We start from the raw sequence: 17,462 nt of genomic DNA, 5'->3' as shown, positions 1-17,462 counted from the left end.
AAGGCTTTGACTGCCCTCAGTGGGCGGCTAGTTATTTTCCAGCAACAACAATGGTGTATTAGATGTCGCCCATTTTCACATACGTTGAAGGAATACACTTCGTAAGCTGTCTGCAGTTAGTAGATCAAAACATCCGGCAACGTCAGAAAGATGAAGCAAACGTAAGGTGGATTGTCATTGGTATCCATGACGCACTTTATGCGCTCCTCATTGAAAAACTTACACAAACCGATGGCTTCGGAATTTTCAAGGATGCCTTCGAAAAAGAGGTTGCTGAGTTTTATCGGGCCGGTTTGGATTCAAGATCGTCTGAGTTTAGGGAGTTAAACAATAAATCGCTAAACCAAAGCATAGCTGGCTTGGGCATTCTCCTTAAACGAGCTGCCTTGCCATCGGGCGCTGCAATACCAAGAGATACAACCGGAGAACTTCCATCTCCTACCAGAGGCCTAGTTCGAATAAAGGAAATGCGTGACTACTTTTCTCATCCAAGGCCGATGCTTGCAGGATACTACGAAGATTTCTTATTAGATGCCTTGCGTGATACTGTTGAAGTTGTCAAAGAAGCGATCAATCTGCCTGGAAATTTGTCAACCCGCCACGATCCGCGAGAGGCTCAAATTCTCCTAGAATCCATTGAATACTATTTGTGCAAATGGGACTGGGAAAGTCGACGCAAGAATGACGTTTAGAATTTTCAATTATCACGCGGCTTCTTGCGGCACTCCGGTGCGTTCCAATCCGGCAAACCCAGCGTCCGATCCCGAGGGCGGGCGTTCGCTCCCTCTGTCACGCCGAAGGCGTGCCATCCATAGTCGGCGCACCTTTGGTGCGGCGGGGGCGAGTCGGGCGCGATGCACGGGTTAGCCGTGCAACTCCTCCGCAAAAACACCGCAAATCCGTTAACCATCTATCAACAAACAAGGTTTCGCAGCCCCCCCCCTTTCATTCACACCTGCCACGCACGCCGCCGCGCGCACCCTTGCCCGACCTGCCCTTTAGGCGCAGGCTGGCAGACACCAGAAACCTGCGCGCGCCCAGGCTTACCACTTGCTTTAGCCACAACGAATAAGGGCGGCCAATTGGCCGCCCCGTTCGTGCATATCACCGCACAAACTTCTTGTGCTTCAGGCGCTTGGGCTCCAGCGCGTCGGCTCCCAGACGGCGCTTCTTGTCTTCCTCGTAGTCCTCGAAGTTGCCTTCGAACCACTCCACATGCGCGTCGCCTTCAAACGCCAGCATATGGGTGCAGATCCGGTCGAGGAAGAAACGGTCGTGCGAGATCACCACAGCGCAGCCGGCGAAATCCACCAGCGCGTCTTCCAGTGCCCGCAGGGTTTCCACGTCCAGGTCGTTGGTCGGCTCATCGAGCAGCAGCACGTTGCCGCCCTCTTTCAGCAGCCGCGCCATATGGACCCGGTTGCGTTCACCGCCCGACAGCAGATTCAGCGGTTTCTGCTGATCGCCGCCTTTGAAGTTGAACGAAGAGCAATAGGCGCGGGAATTGACCTGCGCATCGCCCAGCTGGATGATCTCGGAGCCGCCGGAAATCGCTTCCCAGACGGTTTCATTGTCTTTCAGGTCATCGCGCGACTGATCGACATAGGACAGTTTCACGGTGTCACCATAAGTGACGGTGCCCGCATCGGGCTGCTCCTGGCCGGTCAGCATACGGAACAGTGTTGATTTACCGGCGCCGTTGGGGCCGATGACGCCGACAATGCCGCCGGGGGGCAGATCAAAGGACAGGCCCTCCACCAGCTGCTTGTCGCCGTAGTGTTTGGAGATGCCTTCGACGTCGATCACCTTGGATCCCAGACGCGGGCCGTTGGGAATGACGATCTGGGCGCGGGTCAGCTTTTCACGCTCGGACTGGCCGGCCAGATCGTTATAGGCGTTGATCCGGGCTTTGGATTTCGCCTGACGCGCCTTGGCGCCCTGACGCATCCATTCCAGCTCGCGCTCCAGCGTCTTCTGCTTGGATTTGTCTTCGCGCGCTTCCTGCTGCAGGCGTTTGGCCTTTTGCTCCAGCCAGGCAGAGTAATTGCCCTCGTAGGGAATGCCGCGGCCGCGGTCCAGCTCCAGGATCCAGCTGGTGATATCGTCCAGAAAATAGCGGTCGTGGGTGACGCAGAGGATGGTGCCCTTGTAGTCGATCAGGTGCTGCTGCAGCCAGGCGATGGTCTCGGCGTCCAGGTGGTTGGTCGGCTCATCGAGCAGCAGCATTTCCGGCGCTTCCAGCAGCAGCTTGCACAGGGCTACGCGGCGGCGTTCACCGCCCGACAGGTTGGCAATCTCGGCATCATCCGGCGGGCAGCGCAGCGCCTCCATCGAGATGTCGATCTGGCTGTCCAGATCCCAGAGGTTTTCCGCATCAATGCTGTCTTGCAGCGCGGTCATCTCTTCCATCAGCTCGTCGGTGTAGTTTTCGGCCATTTCGACCGCGATCTGATTGAAGCGGTCGACCTTGTCCTTCTTGGCCTTGACGCCCAGCATGACGTTTTCCCGCACAGTCAGGCTCTCGTCCAGCTTCGGCTCCTGCGGCAGATAGCCGACTTTGGCACCTTCGGCAGACCAGGCTTCACCGGTGAAATCGGTATCAAGACCGGCCATGATCTTCATCAGGGTGGACTTACCGGCGCCGTTGACGCCGACCACACCGATTTTCACACCGGGGAGAAAAGACAGGTGGATGTTTTCAAAGCATTTCTTGCCACCGGGGTAGGTCTTGGAGACACCCTGCATGTGGTAGACGTACTGATAGGCGGCCATGTGACTGCTCCATGATGGGGGAATTCTAGCTGGCTGGTGTGATAGCGGATGGGCGGCGGCGGGGCAATGAGGGATGCAGAGGGCAGGAACCAGCGTGCGCGCCGGGGCAGGAACACCTGCCTCTTGCCCGACTCACCCCTCCTGCCGCAGACTGGATGGCACCGGAAACTTCGGGGCGCCCCGGCTTGCCGCTGGCTGCGCCCAGACCTGACGATGCCGCCCTTTCCAGGATCACAAACCCACCGGCGGCATTCCAGACCTGCGCCACAGCGGCCGGGGGCCTTTCCTAACACAGGAGGACCCTTTGATGATCGCCTCACGCCTGAAACATCATCTGGAGGCACAAGGCCTGCCGTTCGGCACGGTCCGCCATCCCTATACCGCCACGTCCGCCGAATGCGCCGAAAGCGCCCATGTGCCGGGGACCATCTGGCAAAATCGGTGCTTATCCACATGGAGGAAGGCCCGGTGCTTGCCGTGGTGCCCTCCAATCAGACGGTTGATCTGCACGCGCTGCAATCAATGATGGACCGCCGCCTTGGCCTGGCGCCGGAATATGAGCTGAACCAGGTCTTTGACGATTGCGACCCTGGTGCCGCCCCCTGCGTGGGCCAAGCCTATCATGTGCCGACGGTCATTGACGACAGCCTCAGCGGCCTGGACAAAGTCTGGTTCGAGGCCGGCGACCACAAAACATTGGTGGAAATGAAGGGGGATGATTTCGACACTCTGATGAAGGATGCCAAACACGGATCCTTCTGCACCATGCATTAGCGCCCCTGAGCCAATGGCCTGCCGCCCCCGCGTCACCGGGGCGGCGCCTGATGCGGGTCAGAAGTCGAACAGATCTTCCAGAAAATTCTTCTTTTTCTTCTTATAGGGTTTCTTGCCGTAGCGCGGATCATAATCGCCGCCCCGGTCGTCATTCCGCTGCGGCTGCTGCGGGGCGGTCTGCACTGGCTGGGCGGAGCGCTCGATGATCTTGTCCAGCTCGCCCCGGTCCAGCCACACGCCGCGGCATTTCGGGCAATAATCAATTTCCACCCCGGCGCGGTCGCTCATGACCAGCTGGGTTCCGTCAATCGGGCACTGCATCTGCGTCTCCTTAAACAACTCCAGCAACTCAGGTGGGCAGCGCCGCAGCCCGGCACAAGACAACAGTGCCGTAAATTCGCGATAATTGCGGGATTCCGCCCATTCACACGGGGCTGACCCGTGGTAAGCTGACCAAAAATCACAGCAAAAACCGCGGAGGCACACTTGAGCAGCAAAACCATTCAGGCCGGAGTTCTGACCCTGATCCTCGCCAGCACCCCTGCCTTTGGCGGCGAAGGCGGCGGCGGCGGCAGCCGGGACAGCGGCGCAAGCAGCAGCGGCGGCGGCCAGCGCAGCGGGCTGAGCTCGCGGGCAACAAAAAACGTTGTCACCACATTGACGCGCGGTTTTGACCGCTGCGGGACCTTGCCGAAGGTCTACAAATACGACTGCTACCGCCACACCTATAAACTGGCGGTTCAGCAGCTGGGCGGCAACCATGCCTATGCCGAAGCAACCAAGGCGCTGGTCCTGGTGCAGGATACGCTGACCCAGGCGGTCAACAGCAATCTGGACCCGGCGCAAAAGCCAAAGCGCAAGGGGTTGAATCTGTACCGTGCGGTAAAACCAGCTGCTGTGCCGCAGATCAAGCGGCAGACCGAGCGGGCGATGCAGCAGGCCGAAACCATCCTGCTGCGCTCGCCTGCGGACAAGCAGGTGCACTATGCCCGTATCGCCGAAGCGGTGAATTCCAACAAGGTTCTGCTGCGCTCAGCCTTGCTGCCGGGGGCGGCGATCCGGCTGGCCTGGAGGTTGCTAAAGGCGGCGGTCCCGGCCTGACCGGGGCGGCGTCAGCGCACCACATGCACCGCACAAGCAGCGTGGCGCACCACATGGCCCGAGGTCGATCCCCACAGCAGATCCTGCATTGACGGGCGGTGCGAGGCGAGGATGATCAGGTCCGGCTGGTTCTGCTCGGCCCAGTCCAGAATGGTGCGGCCGGAATGGCCCTCAACCAGTTCTCCGCGGGCATTGGGCAGGGTCTTGGCCAGCCCGTCCAGCTCGGCCTGCAGCGCGCTGCGGGTGCCGTCCATGAAATCTGCCGGAATGTAGGAAATCGCATAGGCCGGGACCTGCTCGATCACATGCAGCAGCGTCACGTTGGCGCCGGGGGCGGACAGCAGCCGCGCCACTTTCAGCGGCCCGGTCACGTCCCGTTCGGGATCGAATGAAATCGGCACCAGGACATTGTGGTACATAGCAAACCTCCGTCGGTTGATGTTCCTGTCAATGATAGCCCTGCCGGTGGCGTCCCGCCATGACCGGGGTCAAAGCAGGCGCCGTTTTGGGTGGAACTGGCAAAAGCTTAGGTGCCGAACACCTCTGCCACGTCATACATCACCGGCTCAAAACTGCGGCACAGTTCATTGATCTTGCGGTTGCGCTCGCGCATCTCGGGACTGCGCAGCATTGCCATGAAATCCTCGCGGCGGCGCCATTGCGAGTAATTGGCGATACGGGTCTGCGCGTCATTCACATGCAGTCCCGCCGCAACAAAGCCGGGCTGTTTCGAGATGAAGTCCGCGTAGGCATCCTGCAGCGCCTCCAAAAGGTCCTGACAGGTCCCCGGCGTCATCTCAAATGTGGTGATAACGGTTTGGATATCAGCGGTTTTTGCTATTTTCGGCATTGGCCCCTCCGTTGAATTCCCCCAGCCTACGCCCGTTCGCGCATGAAGCGCACCACCTTTTTTGGGACGGCAATCATTTCGTGTAAAGTCAAAATTTAATACAACCTTAACCATAAGTCGAAACTCTTACCGCAGTGTTCTGAGGGTTTTGGGATGAAACCTGCCTGTGCCATTTGTCTTGCCCTGACGCTGGCCCAGCCGGTGGCTGGCGGTGCATGGCTGGAGAAGCCAGGCAGGGGGTTTGCTTCCGCCAGCGCCACCTACCGGCAAACCGGTGATGAAGGCGCCCAAGAGCTGAGCTATTATGGCGCATTTGGCATTACCTCCAAGCTCACCCTCGGCATTGACCTGAACCAAAGCTCGGCTGGCTCCGGCCACGCGCTGATGTTTGCCCGATCGCAGCTGCACGCCGGTCCCCGTTTCCGGCTGGCGGTTGAGACAGGGGTCGGCGGCAATCATTACCAGGGTCTTTGGCAAATGATGCAAAAGACAACACTGTCTTACGGGCGCAGTTTTGAGACCGGCCAAAGCACCGGCTGGCTGGCGGTCGATACCGCATACGAGCTGCGCAACAGCGGATTTGATGCGGCCTGGAAACTGGACGCCACCATCGGTCTGAACCGGCCTGGAAAAGTCGCACCAATGCTGCAGGTCGAGACGTCCAAACCGGGCGGCGGCCGGTTTTCCTATGCGCTGACCCCGGCGCTGCGCTATCCGCTGGACGGCAGCCGCGAGCTGATCCTGGGGCTGGAATACCGCAACACAGGCCGGCGCAGCCTTGGTCTGGAGATGGGGGTGTGGCAAAGGTTCTGAAGCCTTTCAAGGAAACCAGAAATGACGATGCCCGACCCGGTCCGCCCCGCAGATGACGACGCCCGCGCTTTGGCCCAAAGCCTGATGGCAAGCGCCCGCTTTGCCGCCCTTGGCGTGCTGCTGGAGGATGGCAGTCCGCTGGTCACACGGGTGGCTTTCGGACTGGATCCGCAGGGGGATCCTGTCAGCCTGATCTCCGGCCTGGCGCTGCACACGGCTGCGCTGCGTCAGCGGCCGGCCTGTTCGCTGCTTGTCGGAGAGCCGGGAGGCAAAGGCGATCCGCTAGCCCATCCGCGCCTGAGCCTGATGTGCCGGGCGCGTTTCATCAGCCGCCAGGACCCGGAGCATGAAGTGCTGGCCGCGCATTACCTGCGCCGCCAGCCGAAGGCCAAGCTGTATCTGCAACTGGCTGATTTCACCTTTGTGCGGTTTACTGTGACGGGGGCGCATCTGAACGGCGGCTTTGGCAAGGCCTTCCGCCTTGCCGCCACCGATCTTCAGCACTCCGGCGGCACTGGTTAGCTGTCCATCCGCATGATGACCTGAACTTCGCCCTTGACGGCTTCACCCCAGCGCAGCCTGATCTCGTCGTTGTCCGGGCCCTGCTGCGCTTCGGTATACGGAACAATGTAGCGGGTGCTGTTGCCGCTGCTTTTCAGCGCGCCCAGCGGCACCACGCTGTCGACATAGCGGGCGAACCCTTGGAACGGCAGCAGCCCTTCGGCCCGCACCGGCCAGGAGGTTGAGGCCGAAGATTGATCATGCCGCACCCGCAGCGGATTGGCGGTTTGCGCCGTGACATTATGATACATGTTGCCGCTGAAATCGACGTTTTTGGACCGGCTAAAATCCAGATCCGAAAAACTGGTATCCACGCGCTCCGCCCGGTCAATGCTGCCCTGCAGCGAGCGGAATTTATTGCCGGTGACAGAAAGCCCGTTCAGGAAATGGCCGCTGCCGTAGGGTTTGACGACGATGTAGCTGAACCACGGTGCGACATCGCCGGACAGGAACACATTGGCACTCACTGACAAGGCGCTGAATGAAAACCCGCCGGTGAAATCAGGTGTTGCGTCCCGCTCGTTGGTCCATTCGATAAAGCAATTGTCGATGTAGTTGTCCGACACGGTTGAGGTGCAGTTGTTGGAGGCCAGCACCAGACCTGCTGTGCGCACGCCGTTGGCGATGCTGTCGCCCTGAAAGAAGTGATTTCCGGTTACCGTATTGTTGCCGCCCGCCAGCAGCGCGAAATGGCGGAACCTTGTGGCCCGGTTGCTGCGCAGCTTGGCGTCGTTGGAATTGACGTTAAGGCCGATGCTGACCCGGTCTGGAACGTCCAGCGGGTCCTCAGCTGACAGGAACTGGCAATTGTCGACCAGAATACCCTGGCAGCCGGTTCCGGCCGACGTGATGCCGCGGTCCTTTGGGCGTGAAAAGAAACAGCTGTCGAACGAATTCACCGACCCGGTCGGCGCCAGCCGCACTGCGCTGCAGCGGGAATTGCACTGGAATTCGATGCCTTCCATGCCAAACTTGCTGAGCGAACTGAAGCCGCTGAAATCCACCAGGTATTTGAAGTCGCGGAAGGTGAACGTCTGGGTGCCTTCGGCATCATATAGCGCCCCGCTGAGGGTCAGCTCTCCGGCACCGGTGTTTTTGGATTTCACATAAATCTCGCGGCCCACTCCGGCGCCTTCAACCAACGAGCCAACTGCAATATTCGCGATGTTCGCAACATTGGTCAGCTTCTTGGAGTCCGAGGCACTGTAGGTTGCCTGCGAGGTCACCGTACCGGTGTCCCAGGCCGCATTGCTGGCGGCCTCCAATTGGCCGTTGCGGATCACCCGGCGGGTCGCATAAGAGCTTTTGTTCGGGACTGCGGCTTGCATGTCGATCGGCCCGGTGACGGTGATCTTGCGGCCCTTCAGATCCAGGGATTCGTGATCTGCGTTATTGATCAGCGCCTGAAACGCCTTTTTGAACCCCAGCTCCTCATTGCCGAATGCCGCCGCATATGCGGGGAAATCGAAGTTCTTTGTCAGCAACAGCATCTGACTGTCCGGCATGGAAACGGTGCCTTCGAACACGGCCTGGTGGTTCAGTGAAACGGTGCTGCTCAGGCGGAAATCCCCTGCTGGCACCAGGATGCGCCGCCCGTCTGCTGCCGCGTCCGCCGCTTCAAAGGCCGCCGTGCAATCAAAGCTGCCATTGCCCACCGCACCATAGTCGGTGACGTCCACCACGCTTAGCATATCCCGCACAAAGGCGCTGGTGATGTCGGTGATCTCAATGTCGTCGATCCGCACCACGCCGCCGTTGGCACCAGTCAGGTCGAGGCCGAAATGGCCGTAGGCCGCATTGCGCCCCCAGGGCATGTCCACGCCGCCGCGGCTACCGCTGCCGACAATGCCGGTGACATCCACCACTTGGCCATAGGCGGTCAACGAGACCTGCGGCGCAGTCTCAGTCACACCGCCGATATGGCTGCCGCCGCTGGCCCCCGCCCAGCCTGCAACGCGGACCGCAGGCAGCGCGCCGCTCACTGCTTTGACACGAACCTTGATCTGCAGATAGCAGCCCGGTTGCAACGGCGTCTGACCCATGAAGCGCAGCTTCTGGGTGTTCTCAGTCTTCTGCATCTCCAGGCAGCCGCCGAAATCAGCATCCGCCGCCACAAAGACTGCATTGGCGGCGCCGTCATAGGTGTCTGATCCGGGAGTGCCGTCGCCGCTGGACCAGACGTCCAGACCATCCGCAAATGCTGGCGGCATCAGCTGCAAACCTTCGGTGATTGCCTTGTTCATGAGAGTTCCTTTTCCTGCTGAGCATGTCGCGTTCAGGGAAAAGGGTTTACAGATGCCGCGTTAAATTCCGCCCAGCGGTGCGTGCGCAGGCCTGGGCCTAGGCGCCTTCAGCATGCCCGTTCAATAACTGTACCGCGTTGATTTTCCATTCACTTCCAGGCTTAACCATTTGGTAATCCAAGAGGTGCACGCGGCCCTTTGTGTCAGTGATCATCACCCGCTGCCAATGGCTGCCTGCCACTTCGCGCAAGTCCAGATAGCGCACTTCGGCAGGCCGCCAGACCATCGGGTAGCCCTGGCGCACCATCGCGGCAAAGTGGTCCGGGGTGCCGAAAATGCGCCGGATCAACGGCGAAGCGTAGGAGAAAGCGGTTTCGGTATCATTGTTCAGGAAGGCAGAAATCTGAGAGCCGATCACAGCTGTGACCGGCTCCCTTTGAGCTATTGCCGGGAAGGCCAGAAGAAAAACACTTACCCCCGCAAACAGAACACTGCGCATCTGCCCCTCCCGGTCCGTTTGACTCCAGTTAGGGCAAAGTGACGTAGCGTCAAAAAGTTTTTTGACGGAGCTGACGCATAGCGCGGGACAAGGCCGCAGACCGCCGCGCATGGCTGAAAAAGAAAAGGGCGCGGAAACCCGCGCCATTGCTGATCACGATTGCTCGAAAGCTTACGCCAGCTCGCCCGCCAGCGCCTGCTCAATCAGCGCGATGGTGTCCGCGACGCCGTAAAGCGCGATGAAGCCGCCGAAACGGGGGCCTTGGGAGGCCCCCAGCAGCACCTCGTAGATCGCCGAGAACCAGGCGCGCAGCGGCTCGAAGCCGTGGATCTTGCCGATGGCAAAAACCACGGACTGCAGGAATTCCTCATCCGCGAAATCAGCCTCGGGCAGCTCATCATCATTGCCGGCCAGCTCGTTTTTCTTGGCGATGGCTGCCAGGGCGGCCTCCGGTGTTTTTAGTGCATCCGCCAGATCCTGCAGCGCTGCACGCTCCTGGTCGGTGGGCAGGCGGAATACTTTGGCGGGTTTTACGAAGTCGTTGAAATATGCCACGGCAAAACCTGCCGCCTGATCCATCGCGGGATTGCTTTCCGGGGTCGCATCAGGCGCGTATTTGTTAATGAAGCCCCACATCGTTGCCTTGTCCTCGGCGCTGGAGGCCGAAGCGAGGTTCAGCAGCATCGAGAACGGCACCACCATATCCGACTGCGGCACGTCACCGCCGTGGATGTGCCAGACCGGGTTGTTCAGCTGACCCTTCAGGTCCTGGCCATGGTAGGCGCGCAGCTGCTGGTGGTATTCGTCGACCGCCTTGGGGATCACGTCGAAATGCATCCGCTTGGCGGTCTTCGGCTTCTGGTACATGAAATACGCAAGACTCTCGGTCGAGGCATAGGTCAGCCATTCGTCGATTGAGATGCCGTTGCCAGAGGTCTTGGAAATTTTCTGGCCATTGGAATCCAGGAACAGCTCATAGGTGAAATGCTCCGGTGCGCGGTGGCCCAGCACCCGGCAGATGCCATCATAGATAGGGGTATTGGTGGAATGGTCCTTGCCGTACATCTCAAAATCGACTTCCAGCGCCGCCCAGCGGGCGCCAAAGTCCGGCTTCCACTGCAGCTTCACGTTGCCGCCGGTGACCGGCAGGGTCCATTCCTTGCCGTCTTCGTCGTCAAAGGTGACGGTGTAGGTCTCGGCGCAGACCTTTTTCATCGGCACGTACAGGACGCGGCCGGTTTCCGGATGGATCGGCAGGAAGATCGAATAGGTTTGGCGGCGCTCTTCGCGCAGGGACTTCAGCATGATCGCCATGACGTCGTCGTATTTGTCGACGGCGCGTTTCAGCACCTCGTCGAACTGGCCGGATTTGTAGAACTCCTGCGCCGAGTAAAACTCATACTCGAATCCGAAGGTATCAAGGAAGCGGCGCAGCATGGCGTTGTTGTGGTGGCCGAAGCTTTCGTGGGTGCCAAACGGATCCGGCACCGAGGTCAGCGGCTTTTGCAGATGCTCATGCAGGCTGTCGGCGTTGGGCACATTGCCCGGCACCTTGCGCATCCCGTCAAGGTCATCCGAGAAGCAGATCAGTTTGGTTGGAATGTCCGAGATCAGTTCAAACGCGGTCTTGATCATGGTGGTGCGGGCGACTTCGCCAAAGGTGCCGATATGCGGCAGGCCCGAGGGGCCATAGCCGGTCTCAAAAAGAACATAGCCCTTTTCCGGCGCGCCCTTGGCGTAACGTTTGAGAACCCGGCGGGCCTCTTCAAACGGCCAGGCTTTGCTCTTGAGAGCTTCTTCGCGCACATCAGACATTTGTGTTCTCCATCGGCGGCGTCATTTCCGGTTTTCCAGGGGCCGCAAGATCAGTGCGGATGCCCCATGCATCCAGCCCTTTCCTCTATTGTGCTGATGCAGCATGAGTCAATAATCACTGGCCGGGCAGCGCCGTCTTTTGCCGCCGCAGAGCAGATAAAAACTCCGCGCAGCCGCAGCCTGTTGTTGAACCTCGCCGCAGGCCTACCTATCGTGGCCGGATCAATATTGCGCAAAGAAGGATTCCGTCCATGAGTGAGCAAACCCCGCACCCGATGTCCCCGCAGGACTGTCTGGTGGCGCTGATGGTAGCGGTTTCTGCCTCGGACGAAAATATCCGCACCGCCGAGCTGGTGAAAATCCAGTCCGCGGTCAACATGCTGCCGGTGTTTGCCGATTACGACATCGACCGGGTGACGCGGGTCTCGCAGACGGTTCTGGACCTGTTTGAACAGGAAGACGGTCTGGCGGCGCTGTTCGGCCTCATCCGCGGCGATCTGCCGGAGCGGCTGTTTGAAACCGCTTATGCGCTGTCCTGCGATGTGGCGGCTGCTGACGGGATCCTGGGCGAAACCGAGCTCGAGTTCCTGGCGGAGGTCCGCTATGAGCTGAACATCGACCGGCTGCATGCCGCGGCCATCGAACGCGGGGCACGGGCGCGGCACATGGTCTGAACGACGTATGATCTGAACGGCGGAAGGGGGCGCTGCCCCCGGCCTTGCGGCCTCCCCCCGGATATTTTCAGCCAGAAGAAGAACCCGGTGCCGGGTCGGCCAGCGTGGCGGAAATTGCTGCCACCGTGCGGTTTTCCGGACTTTTGACCTGGTGAAGTATAAGCAGCCAAGCGCGGGCGGGACTGGCTGCTCAGGGTCCTGCGGTATCAGCCCGTCCGTCTGGCTACTGCGATCAAAGTGCGGAGGCTTTGCTTCTGCTGTCCTTGGCCACCGAAGTTTGCTGGATCAAGCCACGCCTGATAGGCGGCTTCAAGCTTGGGCCACTCAACATCCAACACTGAATACCAAGCGGTATCGCGGTTGCGGCCCTTATACACAATGGCCTGGCGGAACAGACCTTCATAGGTGAAACCGAAACGCTCTGCCGCGCGGCAGGACGGCGCATTCAAGGCGTCGCATTTCCATTCAAAGCGGCGGCAGCCCAAATCATTAAACACCCGTGCCATCATCAGATAGATCGCCTCGGTCGCCGCCCGCGTCCGCTGCAGCGCCGGGGCAAAGGTGATGCCGCCAACCTCGATCACGCCGTGGGCGGGCTGAATGCGCATATAGCTGGCAATGCCTTCGGCCTTGCCGCTGTCCCCGTTGATGACCGCGAAGCAGGGCTGCGCCTCCACGCCGCTGACCGCCTGCACCCAGGCCCGCAGTCCAGCCGGCGTCTCAAAGGGGCCATAGGGCACATAGGTCCATATCGCATCGGTTCGGTCCTGCTGGAAAGCCGCAAACAGATCCGCGGTGTGGCGGTCCGCGTTCAATGGCTCAACCCGGCAGTATTGCCCAGCCATGCCGGTGTGGCCGGGGTGCCGGGCCCCGCGCCAGTCCGGCAGCGGCGCACCGATGGGCTGGCCGTGTTCGTTGGTGAGACCGGTCATGGCAGGCATCCTTTTCTAAGCAGTTCCGCGGCAGCTTGCGCCGCCGTCCTGCGCAGGTTTGCCATGCAACCGGACCGGACAAAACGTCCAGATTTTGGCAATATGCCCAGACCAATCCCGCCTGTCCCAGACCCGGGTCAGCTGCCGTAGACCGCGCCCCATCGTTCGATCAGTTGCTGTTGCAGCTTCTTGGCGCGGCGGTTCCAGCCGCGCGCGCCCTTGGGGCGTTCACGCTGTGCGCGGGGGATGCGGGCACGCGTTTTCTGGTCAGCAGTGAAAATGGCAAAGGCCAGTACCGTCCCGTCCGCAGCGGTCATGAAACCGCCCAGGCCCGAGACAAAATTAAGCGTGCCGGTCTTGGCAGCAACCTTGATCGGGTGGCCCTTGACGATACCGCCCTTGGCATCACGCATCCGGAAGGGTTTCAAAAGCGGCTTGAGCCGGCCCGCCTTGTAGGCCGCAACCAATGCACCGGTCAGATCCCCCGGCGTCATCCGCGACGCCTCGCCAAGGCCGGAATGATCCACCAGCCTGGTGCCGGACATGCCGTATTTTCCGGCAGCCCAGCGGTTCATTTCGGCGGCGGAGGCCTTGAGCGAAGCAGGCCGGCTGCCGCGTGCGGCGGTGGCGGACATGCCGATCATCTCGGCCATCAGGTTGTTGGAGTATTTCAGCATCGCCTTGAGCATCATGTCCAGCGGCGGGCTGTGATGCCTGGCCAGCAGTTGCGACTGGGGCAAGGATTTGGCGGGTTTTGCCTTGTCCAGCTTGATCCCGTTTGCCCGTGCCAGGGTGCGGAACACATCGCCGGCATAGGCCGCAGGGTTGCGGACCGGCAGCCAGCGCGATCCGCCCTTGCCCAGCGCCTTGCCGGCGACAGTCCAGTGATCGACGCCCCCTTTTTCGGCATAGGTATAGACCGGCCCCGAGCGCGAGGCGATTTTCATCTGCGCATTGACCACTTCGGGACGGTATTTCTCTGTCCTTGCGTCCATGGTGATCGCCCAGCCGCCGCCGGACGCGCGTTTCCATTCGAAATGCACCCGGTTGAAGTTCAGCGCGATGCCGGACACGGCGGGGAATAGCCGACATGGTCGGGCTGGCCCGGATCGATGGTTCTGACCGCAGGCAGGCTGCTGTCCCAGACCAGGAATCTGCCCCGCACCTCGCGCACGCCGGCGTTTTTCAACGCCTTGGCCAGCAGTGCCAGATGATCGGTGTTGAGCATAGGGTCGCCGCCGCCGGCCAGGATCAGGTCGCCCTTGACCACGCCGCCCGCGACACCGCCGGTCGCCAGTATGCGGGTCTCGAACCGGTGATCCGCACCCAGTACATCCAGCGCATACAGCGCGGTAAGCGCCTTGGCGACGCTGGCAGGCGGCAGGGCTTCAGCCCGGCCCGAAGATTCCAGCAGCTTGCCGGTTTTCACATCGGCCACCGCACAGACCGCCTGGCCCGGCAGATTGGCCCGCGCCAATAGCGCCTTGAGCCCGTCCGCTCCGGCCGCAAGAGAGCTGACGCGGCGCGCCACGGGCCGCAGCGATACCGCCGGCGCATTGGCCAGCGCTGAGGAACCCGCCAAAGCGGCAAGCCCGGAAAGGAGGAATGTCCGGCGTGAAGTCATCTTATTCATTTTTAGTGTCAGGACCTGCTCTTCTTCAATCCCGTTTCCACGGCAATCCGCCGCAGGATCCGGGGTTTTTCCCGGTGGGAAGTCCTGCTACCGCTGGCAGCATGTTGCAAGCAGTCATCCTTATGTTCGTGGCCATGTCAATGATCCCTGCGGGCGATCTGTGCGGGAAGCTGCTGACGGGCGGCGGGCTGGCCACACCGGCGTTTGTCGCCTGGTCGCGGTTTGCCATCGGCACCGCGCTGATCCTGCCGTTTGTGCCGCGCCGGGCCTATGCGCTGCTGGGCGATTGGCGGCTGTGGCTGCGGGCCGGACTGCTGACCGGCGGCATCTTTTCGATCCAGCTGGCGCTCGCGACCGAGCCGCTGGCCAATGTCTTTGCCGCCTTCTTTGTCGGTCCGGTAATCAGCTATGTGCTGTCGGTCCTGCTTTTGCGGGAACAGGCGACATTGCTGCGCAGCCTGCTGATGGGACTTGGATTCCTCGGCGTGCTGATGGTGGTGCGGCCTGGCCTGGGAGGCTCCATCAACCTGCTGTGGGCGGTGCTGGCAGGATGTTTCTATGGCGGTTTCCTGACCAGTTCGCGCTGGCTGGCGCATCTGGGGTCGCCGTTGGAGCTGAGCCTGACCCAGCTGCTGCTTTCCGCCATCCTGATGCTGCCTCTGGGCCTCGGCAGCCTGCCGGAGTTTTCGCCCTCGACCGCCGCACTGACGGTGGGCAGCGCGGCGTTTTCAATGACCGGCAATCTGCTGCTGCTGTTTGCCTATGGCCGGGTGCAGGCGGTGAAACTGGCGCCAATGGTCTATTTCCAGCTGGTCGCCGCTGTCAGCCTCGGCTGGGCCGTCTTCAGCCAGCTGCCCGATGCCTGGACCTGGGCCGGGCTGGCGGTGGTGCTGTCCGCCGGTCTGGCCTCAGCCGTGCTCCGCCGCTGACCATTCGCCGCGGGCCCGGATTTCGGTTGAGCTGACATCCACCATCGGCACGTTGACAAAACACCAGGCCGGAGCCGTTGCCCGCGCCAGCAAATGGCTCTGGCAGCCTTTCAGCATTGACTGCCGGGCAAAGCGCGCTGCGGGGGAAAACCGCGCTGAGATCCGGTCGTTCGGCCGTGCCAGCACCCCCACCGGCACTGTGTCCAGGATCTGCTGCCAGTCTTTCCAGCGATGGAAATGGGTCAGGTTGTCCGCCCCCATCAGCCAAACAAAGCGCACGCCCGGATGGCGGCGGCGCAGGTGGCGCAAAGTCTGGGCGGTGTAGCGGGTGCCGAGATCCGCCTCGATGCCGCTGATGTGGATGCGCGGGTGCTGGATCAGGTCTTGCGACGCTGCGATCCGCCGCCGCAGGGCGGCCGGCTGGCGCGCTTTCAATGGGTTGCCCGGGGACACCAGCCAGAACAGGTGATCCAGTCCGAACCGCCGCAGGGCCGCATGGGAAATCGCCGCATGGCCGCGGTGCGGCGGATCAAAGGACCCTCCCAGAAGCCCGACGCTTTGGCCCGGGCGGATATGCGGCAGCTTGCAAACCATGACAGCCTTGATGCACATAATTTCCCGGAGAGATCAATCGGGTGAGGCGCCACGGCTCTGATGATACGGCTGCGCTCTACAGCCCGCGATCCCGCACCTGCCGCGATTCAAATGCTCTCTCGAACCGGCGGCGCTGGCAGTCTCATTCATAGCATCGTTGCTTGCAGCGGCGCGGGATATCCAGACTGCCGGACGCCGAGGGTGGCAAACCAAAGCGGCAAAAGTTCAAGCGCTGCCCGATCGGCAAGAGCAGAGAGTAGCCAAATTTGTGCTCGAAACTGCCCAGGCATCGGGGAGCAGCCCGTGTCCTCTTTGCCATCGACCCGGCTGCAACGGTTACTTTTTGGTTATGTGCCAGAGCCTAAGAAGCGCCCAGCAAGCAGCCTGTCTGCAATCAGCAACTTAGAGTTGCGCACCTATTGCTGAAATCTCTAAAGAGTGTAATCTGGTCAAAAATGCCGGCCCGTATGCAGCGCGCAGCAGGGAATACCAGCGATCAGTAAGCAGGCTTTGGTCCGCTTGCGCAGCAGCAGAAAGCCCCAAGGATGACATTTTCAAGACAAATGGACGCCTCCCAGCCACTCCGTGGCAATCGCATCCGGTACCTGACGCACGGCACTGCAGCCCTGCTCGTTGGCGCCGGTTTTATCTTCGATCTGCTGACGCCGCTTGGGATTGCGGGCGGCCTTATCTATGTGGCCGTTGTCCTGTGCGCTCTTTGGGATGATAATCCGAACACGGCCTACAAGTATGCGGCAGCTACCACTGTGCTGACGATTCTTGGCTATCTGCTGTTTCCGCGTGTCGGGGTCAATGAATGGATCGTCCTGACCAACCGGGCACTAACTGTATTGGCGCTTTGGGCGCTTGCCTTCATCGTTCGCCAGCAGAAAGCAGCCCAGCTTTCGCTGGTGCAGAAAACGACTGAGCTTGCCGCCATCCAGGACAACACAGTCGAAGGGATGATAAGCATCAGCACCGAAGGGGCAATTTTGAGCTACAACCGCGCCTGCGAGTGTATTTTCGGATATGCGGCCGGTGACGTCATTGGCCGGAACATCAAATGTCTGATGCCGGATCCTTACCATTCCGAGCATGATAGCTACCTCCGCAACTACCTCAGGACCGGACAAAGGAAAATCATTGGCACTATCCGTGAGGTTCAGGGACAACGCAAAGACGGCAGTGTCTTCCCGCTAGAATTGTCTGTCAGCGAAGTCCGGGTCGGCGGCCACCATCTGTTCAGCGGTATTGTCCGCGACATATCCGAAC

16 protein-coding genes and 3 pseudogenes are annotated in these 17,462 nt (G+C 60.7%); 9 read left to right on the top strand and 10 right to left on the bottom strand.

Annotated elements, in window-relative coordinates:
• Positions 1–62: 62 nt before the first annotated feature.
• The gene (locus ETW23_RS01785) at positions 63–692 is read left to right on the top strand and encodes a hypothetical protein (RefSeq protein ID WP_134828929.1); all 630 of its coding nucleotides are present in this window, start codon (positions 63–65) and stop codon (positions 690–692) included.
• A gap of 412 nt (positions 693–1,104) precedes the next feature.
• On the opposite strand, the gene ettA is transcribed toward ETW23_RS01785, so the two are convergent.
• Positions 1,105–2,772 carry an energy-dependent translational throttle protein EttA gene (gene ettA, locus ETW23_RS01780; RefSeq protein WP_129369567.1) on the bottom strand — a complete coding sequence of 556 codons (1,668 nt, stop codon included), beginning with the start codon at positions 2,770–2,772 and terminating at the stop codon, positions 1,105–1,107.
• Positions 2,773–3,213: 441 nt separating this feature from the next.
• Between ettA and ETW23_RS01775 the strand changes: the two genes are divergently transcribed.
• Entirely contained in the window at positions 3,214–3,546 is a 333-nt protein-coding gene (locus ETW23_RS01775) for an aminoacyl-tRNA deacylase (RefSeq protein WP_254695111.1), read from the top strand.
• 57 nt (positions 3,547–3,603) lie between these two features.
• On the opposite strand, the gene ETW23_RS01770 is transcribed toward ETW23_RS01775, so the two are convergent.
• The gene (locus ETW23_RS01770; RefSeq protein WP_134828928.1) at positions 3,604–3,867 is read right to left on the bottom strand and encodes a zf-TFIIB domain-containing protein; all 264 of its coding nucleotides are present in this window, start codon (positions 3,865–3,867) and stop codon (positions 3,604–3,606) included.
• Between the two features lie 165 nt (positions 3,868–4,032).
• Between ETW23_RS01770 and ETW23_RS01765 the strand changes: the two genes are divergently transcribed.
• Positions 4,033–4,647, top strand: a complete 615-nt coding sequence (locus tag ETW23_RS01765; protein WP_134828927.1) for a hypothetical protein — start codon at positions 4,033–4,035, stop codon at positions 4,645–4,647.
• An 11-nt stretch (positions 4,648–4,658) separates the two neighbouring features.
• On the opposite strand, the gene ETW23_RS01760 is transcribed toward ETW23_RS01765, so the two are convergent.
• Both ETW23_RS01760 and ETW23_RS01755 read right to left on the bottom strand, forming a co-directional pair.
• Positions 4,659–5,066, bottom strand: coding sequence for a universal stress protein (locus tag ETW23_RS01760; RefSeq protein WP_134828926.1), 408 nt, complete (start codon positions 5,064–5,066; stop codon positions 4,659–4,661).
• Positions 5,067–5,173: 107 nt separating this feature from the next.
• Entirely contained in the window at positions 5,174–5,497 is a 324-nt protein-coding gene (locus ETW23_RS01755) for an antibiotic biosynthesis monooxygenase (protein ID WP_129369562.1), read from the bottom strand.
• A 153-nt stretch (positions 5,498–5,650) separates the two neighbouring features.
• On the opposite strand from ETW23_RS01755, the gene ETW23_RS01750 reads away from it, so the two are divergent.
• On the top strand, positions 5,651–6,310 hold the full coding sequence (locus tag ETW23_RS01750; protein ID WP_134828925.1) for a hypothetical protein: 660 nt from the start codon (positions 5,651–5,653) through the stop codon (positions 6,308–6,310).
• 27 nt (positions 6,311–6,337) lie between these two features.
• Positions 6,338–6,832, top strand: a complete 495-nt coding sequence (locus ETW23_RS01745) for a HugZ family protein (protein WP_134831232.1) — start codon at positions 6,338–6,340, stop codon at positions 6,830–6,832.
• Here ETW23_RS01745 and ETW23_RS01740 read toward each other — a convergent pair.
• From ETW23_RS01740 to ETW23_RS01730, 3 genes are all read right to left on the bottom strand, one after another.
• Complete coding sequence (locus ETW23_RS01740; RefSeq protein WP_134828924.1) at positions 6,829–9,114, bottom strand: glycosyl hydrolase family 28-related protein; 2,286 nt, start codon at positions 9,112–9,114, stop codon at positions 6,829–6,831. The genes ETW23_RS01745 and ETW23_RS01740 overlap by 4 nt on opposite strands.
• A 97-nt stretch (positions 9,115–9,211) precedes the next feature.
• Positions 9,212–9,760: a DUF4864 domain-containing protein gene (locus ETW23_RS01735; RefSeq protein WP_348773133.1), complete on the bottom strand. Its 549-nt coding sequence runs from the start codon at positions 9,758–9,760 to the stop codon at positions 9,212–9,214.
• A 24-nt stretch (positions 9,761–9,784) separates the two neighbouring features.
• The gene (locus tag ETW23_RS01730) at positions 9,785–11,428 is read right to left on the bottom strand and encodes a lysine--tRNA ligase (RefSeq protein WP_134828923.1); all 1,644 of its coding nucleotides are present in this window, start codon (positions 11,426–11,428) and stop codon (positions 9,785–9,787) included.
• Between the two features lie 251 nt (positions 11,429–11,679).
• On the opposite strand from ETW23_RS01730, the gene ETW23_RS01725 reads away from it, so the two are divergent.
• Positions 11,680–12,102, top strand: coding sequence for a tellurite resistance TerB family protein (locus ETW23_RS01725; protein ID WP_027257720.1), 423 nt, complete (start codon positions 11,680–11,682; stop codon positions 12,100–12,102).
• Positions 12,103–12,308: 206 nt separating this feature from the next.
• Here the strand turns inward: ETW23_RS01725 and ETW23_RS01720 are convergent, their stop codons facing one another.
• Both ETW23_RS01720 and dacB read right to left on the bottom strand, forming a co-directional pair.
• The gene (locus ETW23_RS01720) at positions 12,309–13,034 is read right to left on the bottom strand and encodes a GNAT family N-acetyltransferase (protein ID WP_129369557.1); all 726 of its coding nucleotides are present in this window, start codon (positions 13,032–13,034) and stop codon (positions 12,309–12,311) included.
• Between the two features lie 137 nt (positions 13,035–13,171).
• Positions 13,172–14,658, bottom strand: a pseudogene (dacB, locus tag ETW23_RS01715) (D-alanyl-D-alanine carboxypeptidase/D-alanyl-D-alanine-endopeptidase).
• A gap of 131 nt (positions 14,659–14,789) precedes the next feature.
• On the opposite strand from dacB, the gene ETW23_RS01710 reads away from it, so the two are divergent.
• Positions 14,790–15,596, top strand: coding sequence for a DMT family transporter (locus ETW23_RS01710; RefSeq protein ID WP_205877327.1), 807 nt, complete (start codon positions 14,790–14,792; stop codon positions 15,594–15,596).
• On the opposite strand, the gene ETW23_RS01705 is transcribed toward ETW23_RS01710, so the two are convergent.
• A complete protein-coding gene (locus ETW23_RS01705) occupies positions 15,576–16,190 on the bottom strand; it encodes a nicotinate-nucleotide adenylyltransferase (RefSeq protein WP_254695110.1) in 615 nt (204 codons plus the stop codon). The two genes, ETW23_RS01710 and ETW23_RS01705, sit on opposite strands and share 21 nt — an antisense overlap.
• A 146-nt stretch (positions 16,191–16,336) precedes the next feature.
• Between ETW23_RS01705 and ETW23_RS01700 the strand changes: the two are divergent.
• A pseudogene (locus tag ETW23_RS01700) lies at positions 16,337–16,435 on the top strand (IS481 family transposase); the annotation flags it as partial.
• 300 nt (positions 16,436–16,735) lie between these two features.
• Positions 16,736–17,413, top strand: a pseudogene (locus ETW23_RS26650) (PAS domain S-box protein); the annotation flags it as partial.
• Positions 17,414–17,462 lie beyond the last annotated feature (49 nt).

Origin of the sequence: Leisingera sp. NJS201 (assembly GCF_004535885.1) — a bacterium.
GTDB lineage: Bacteria > Pseudomonadota > Alphaproteobacteria > Rhodobacterales > Rhodobacteraceae > Leisingera.
This window is presented reverse-complemented; position numbering and strand designations above follow the sequence as displayed.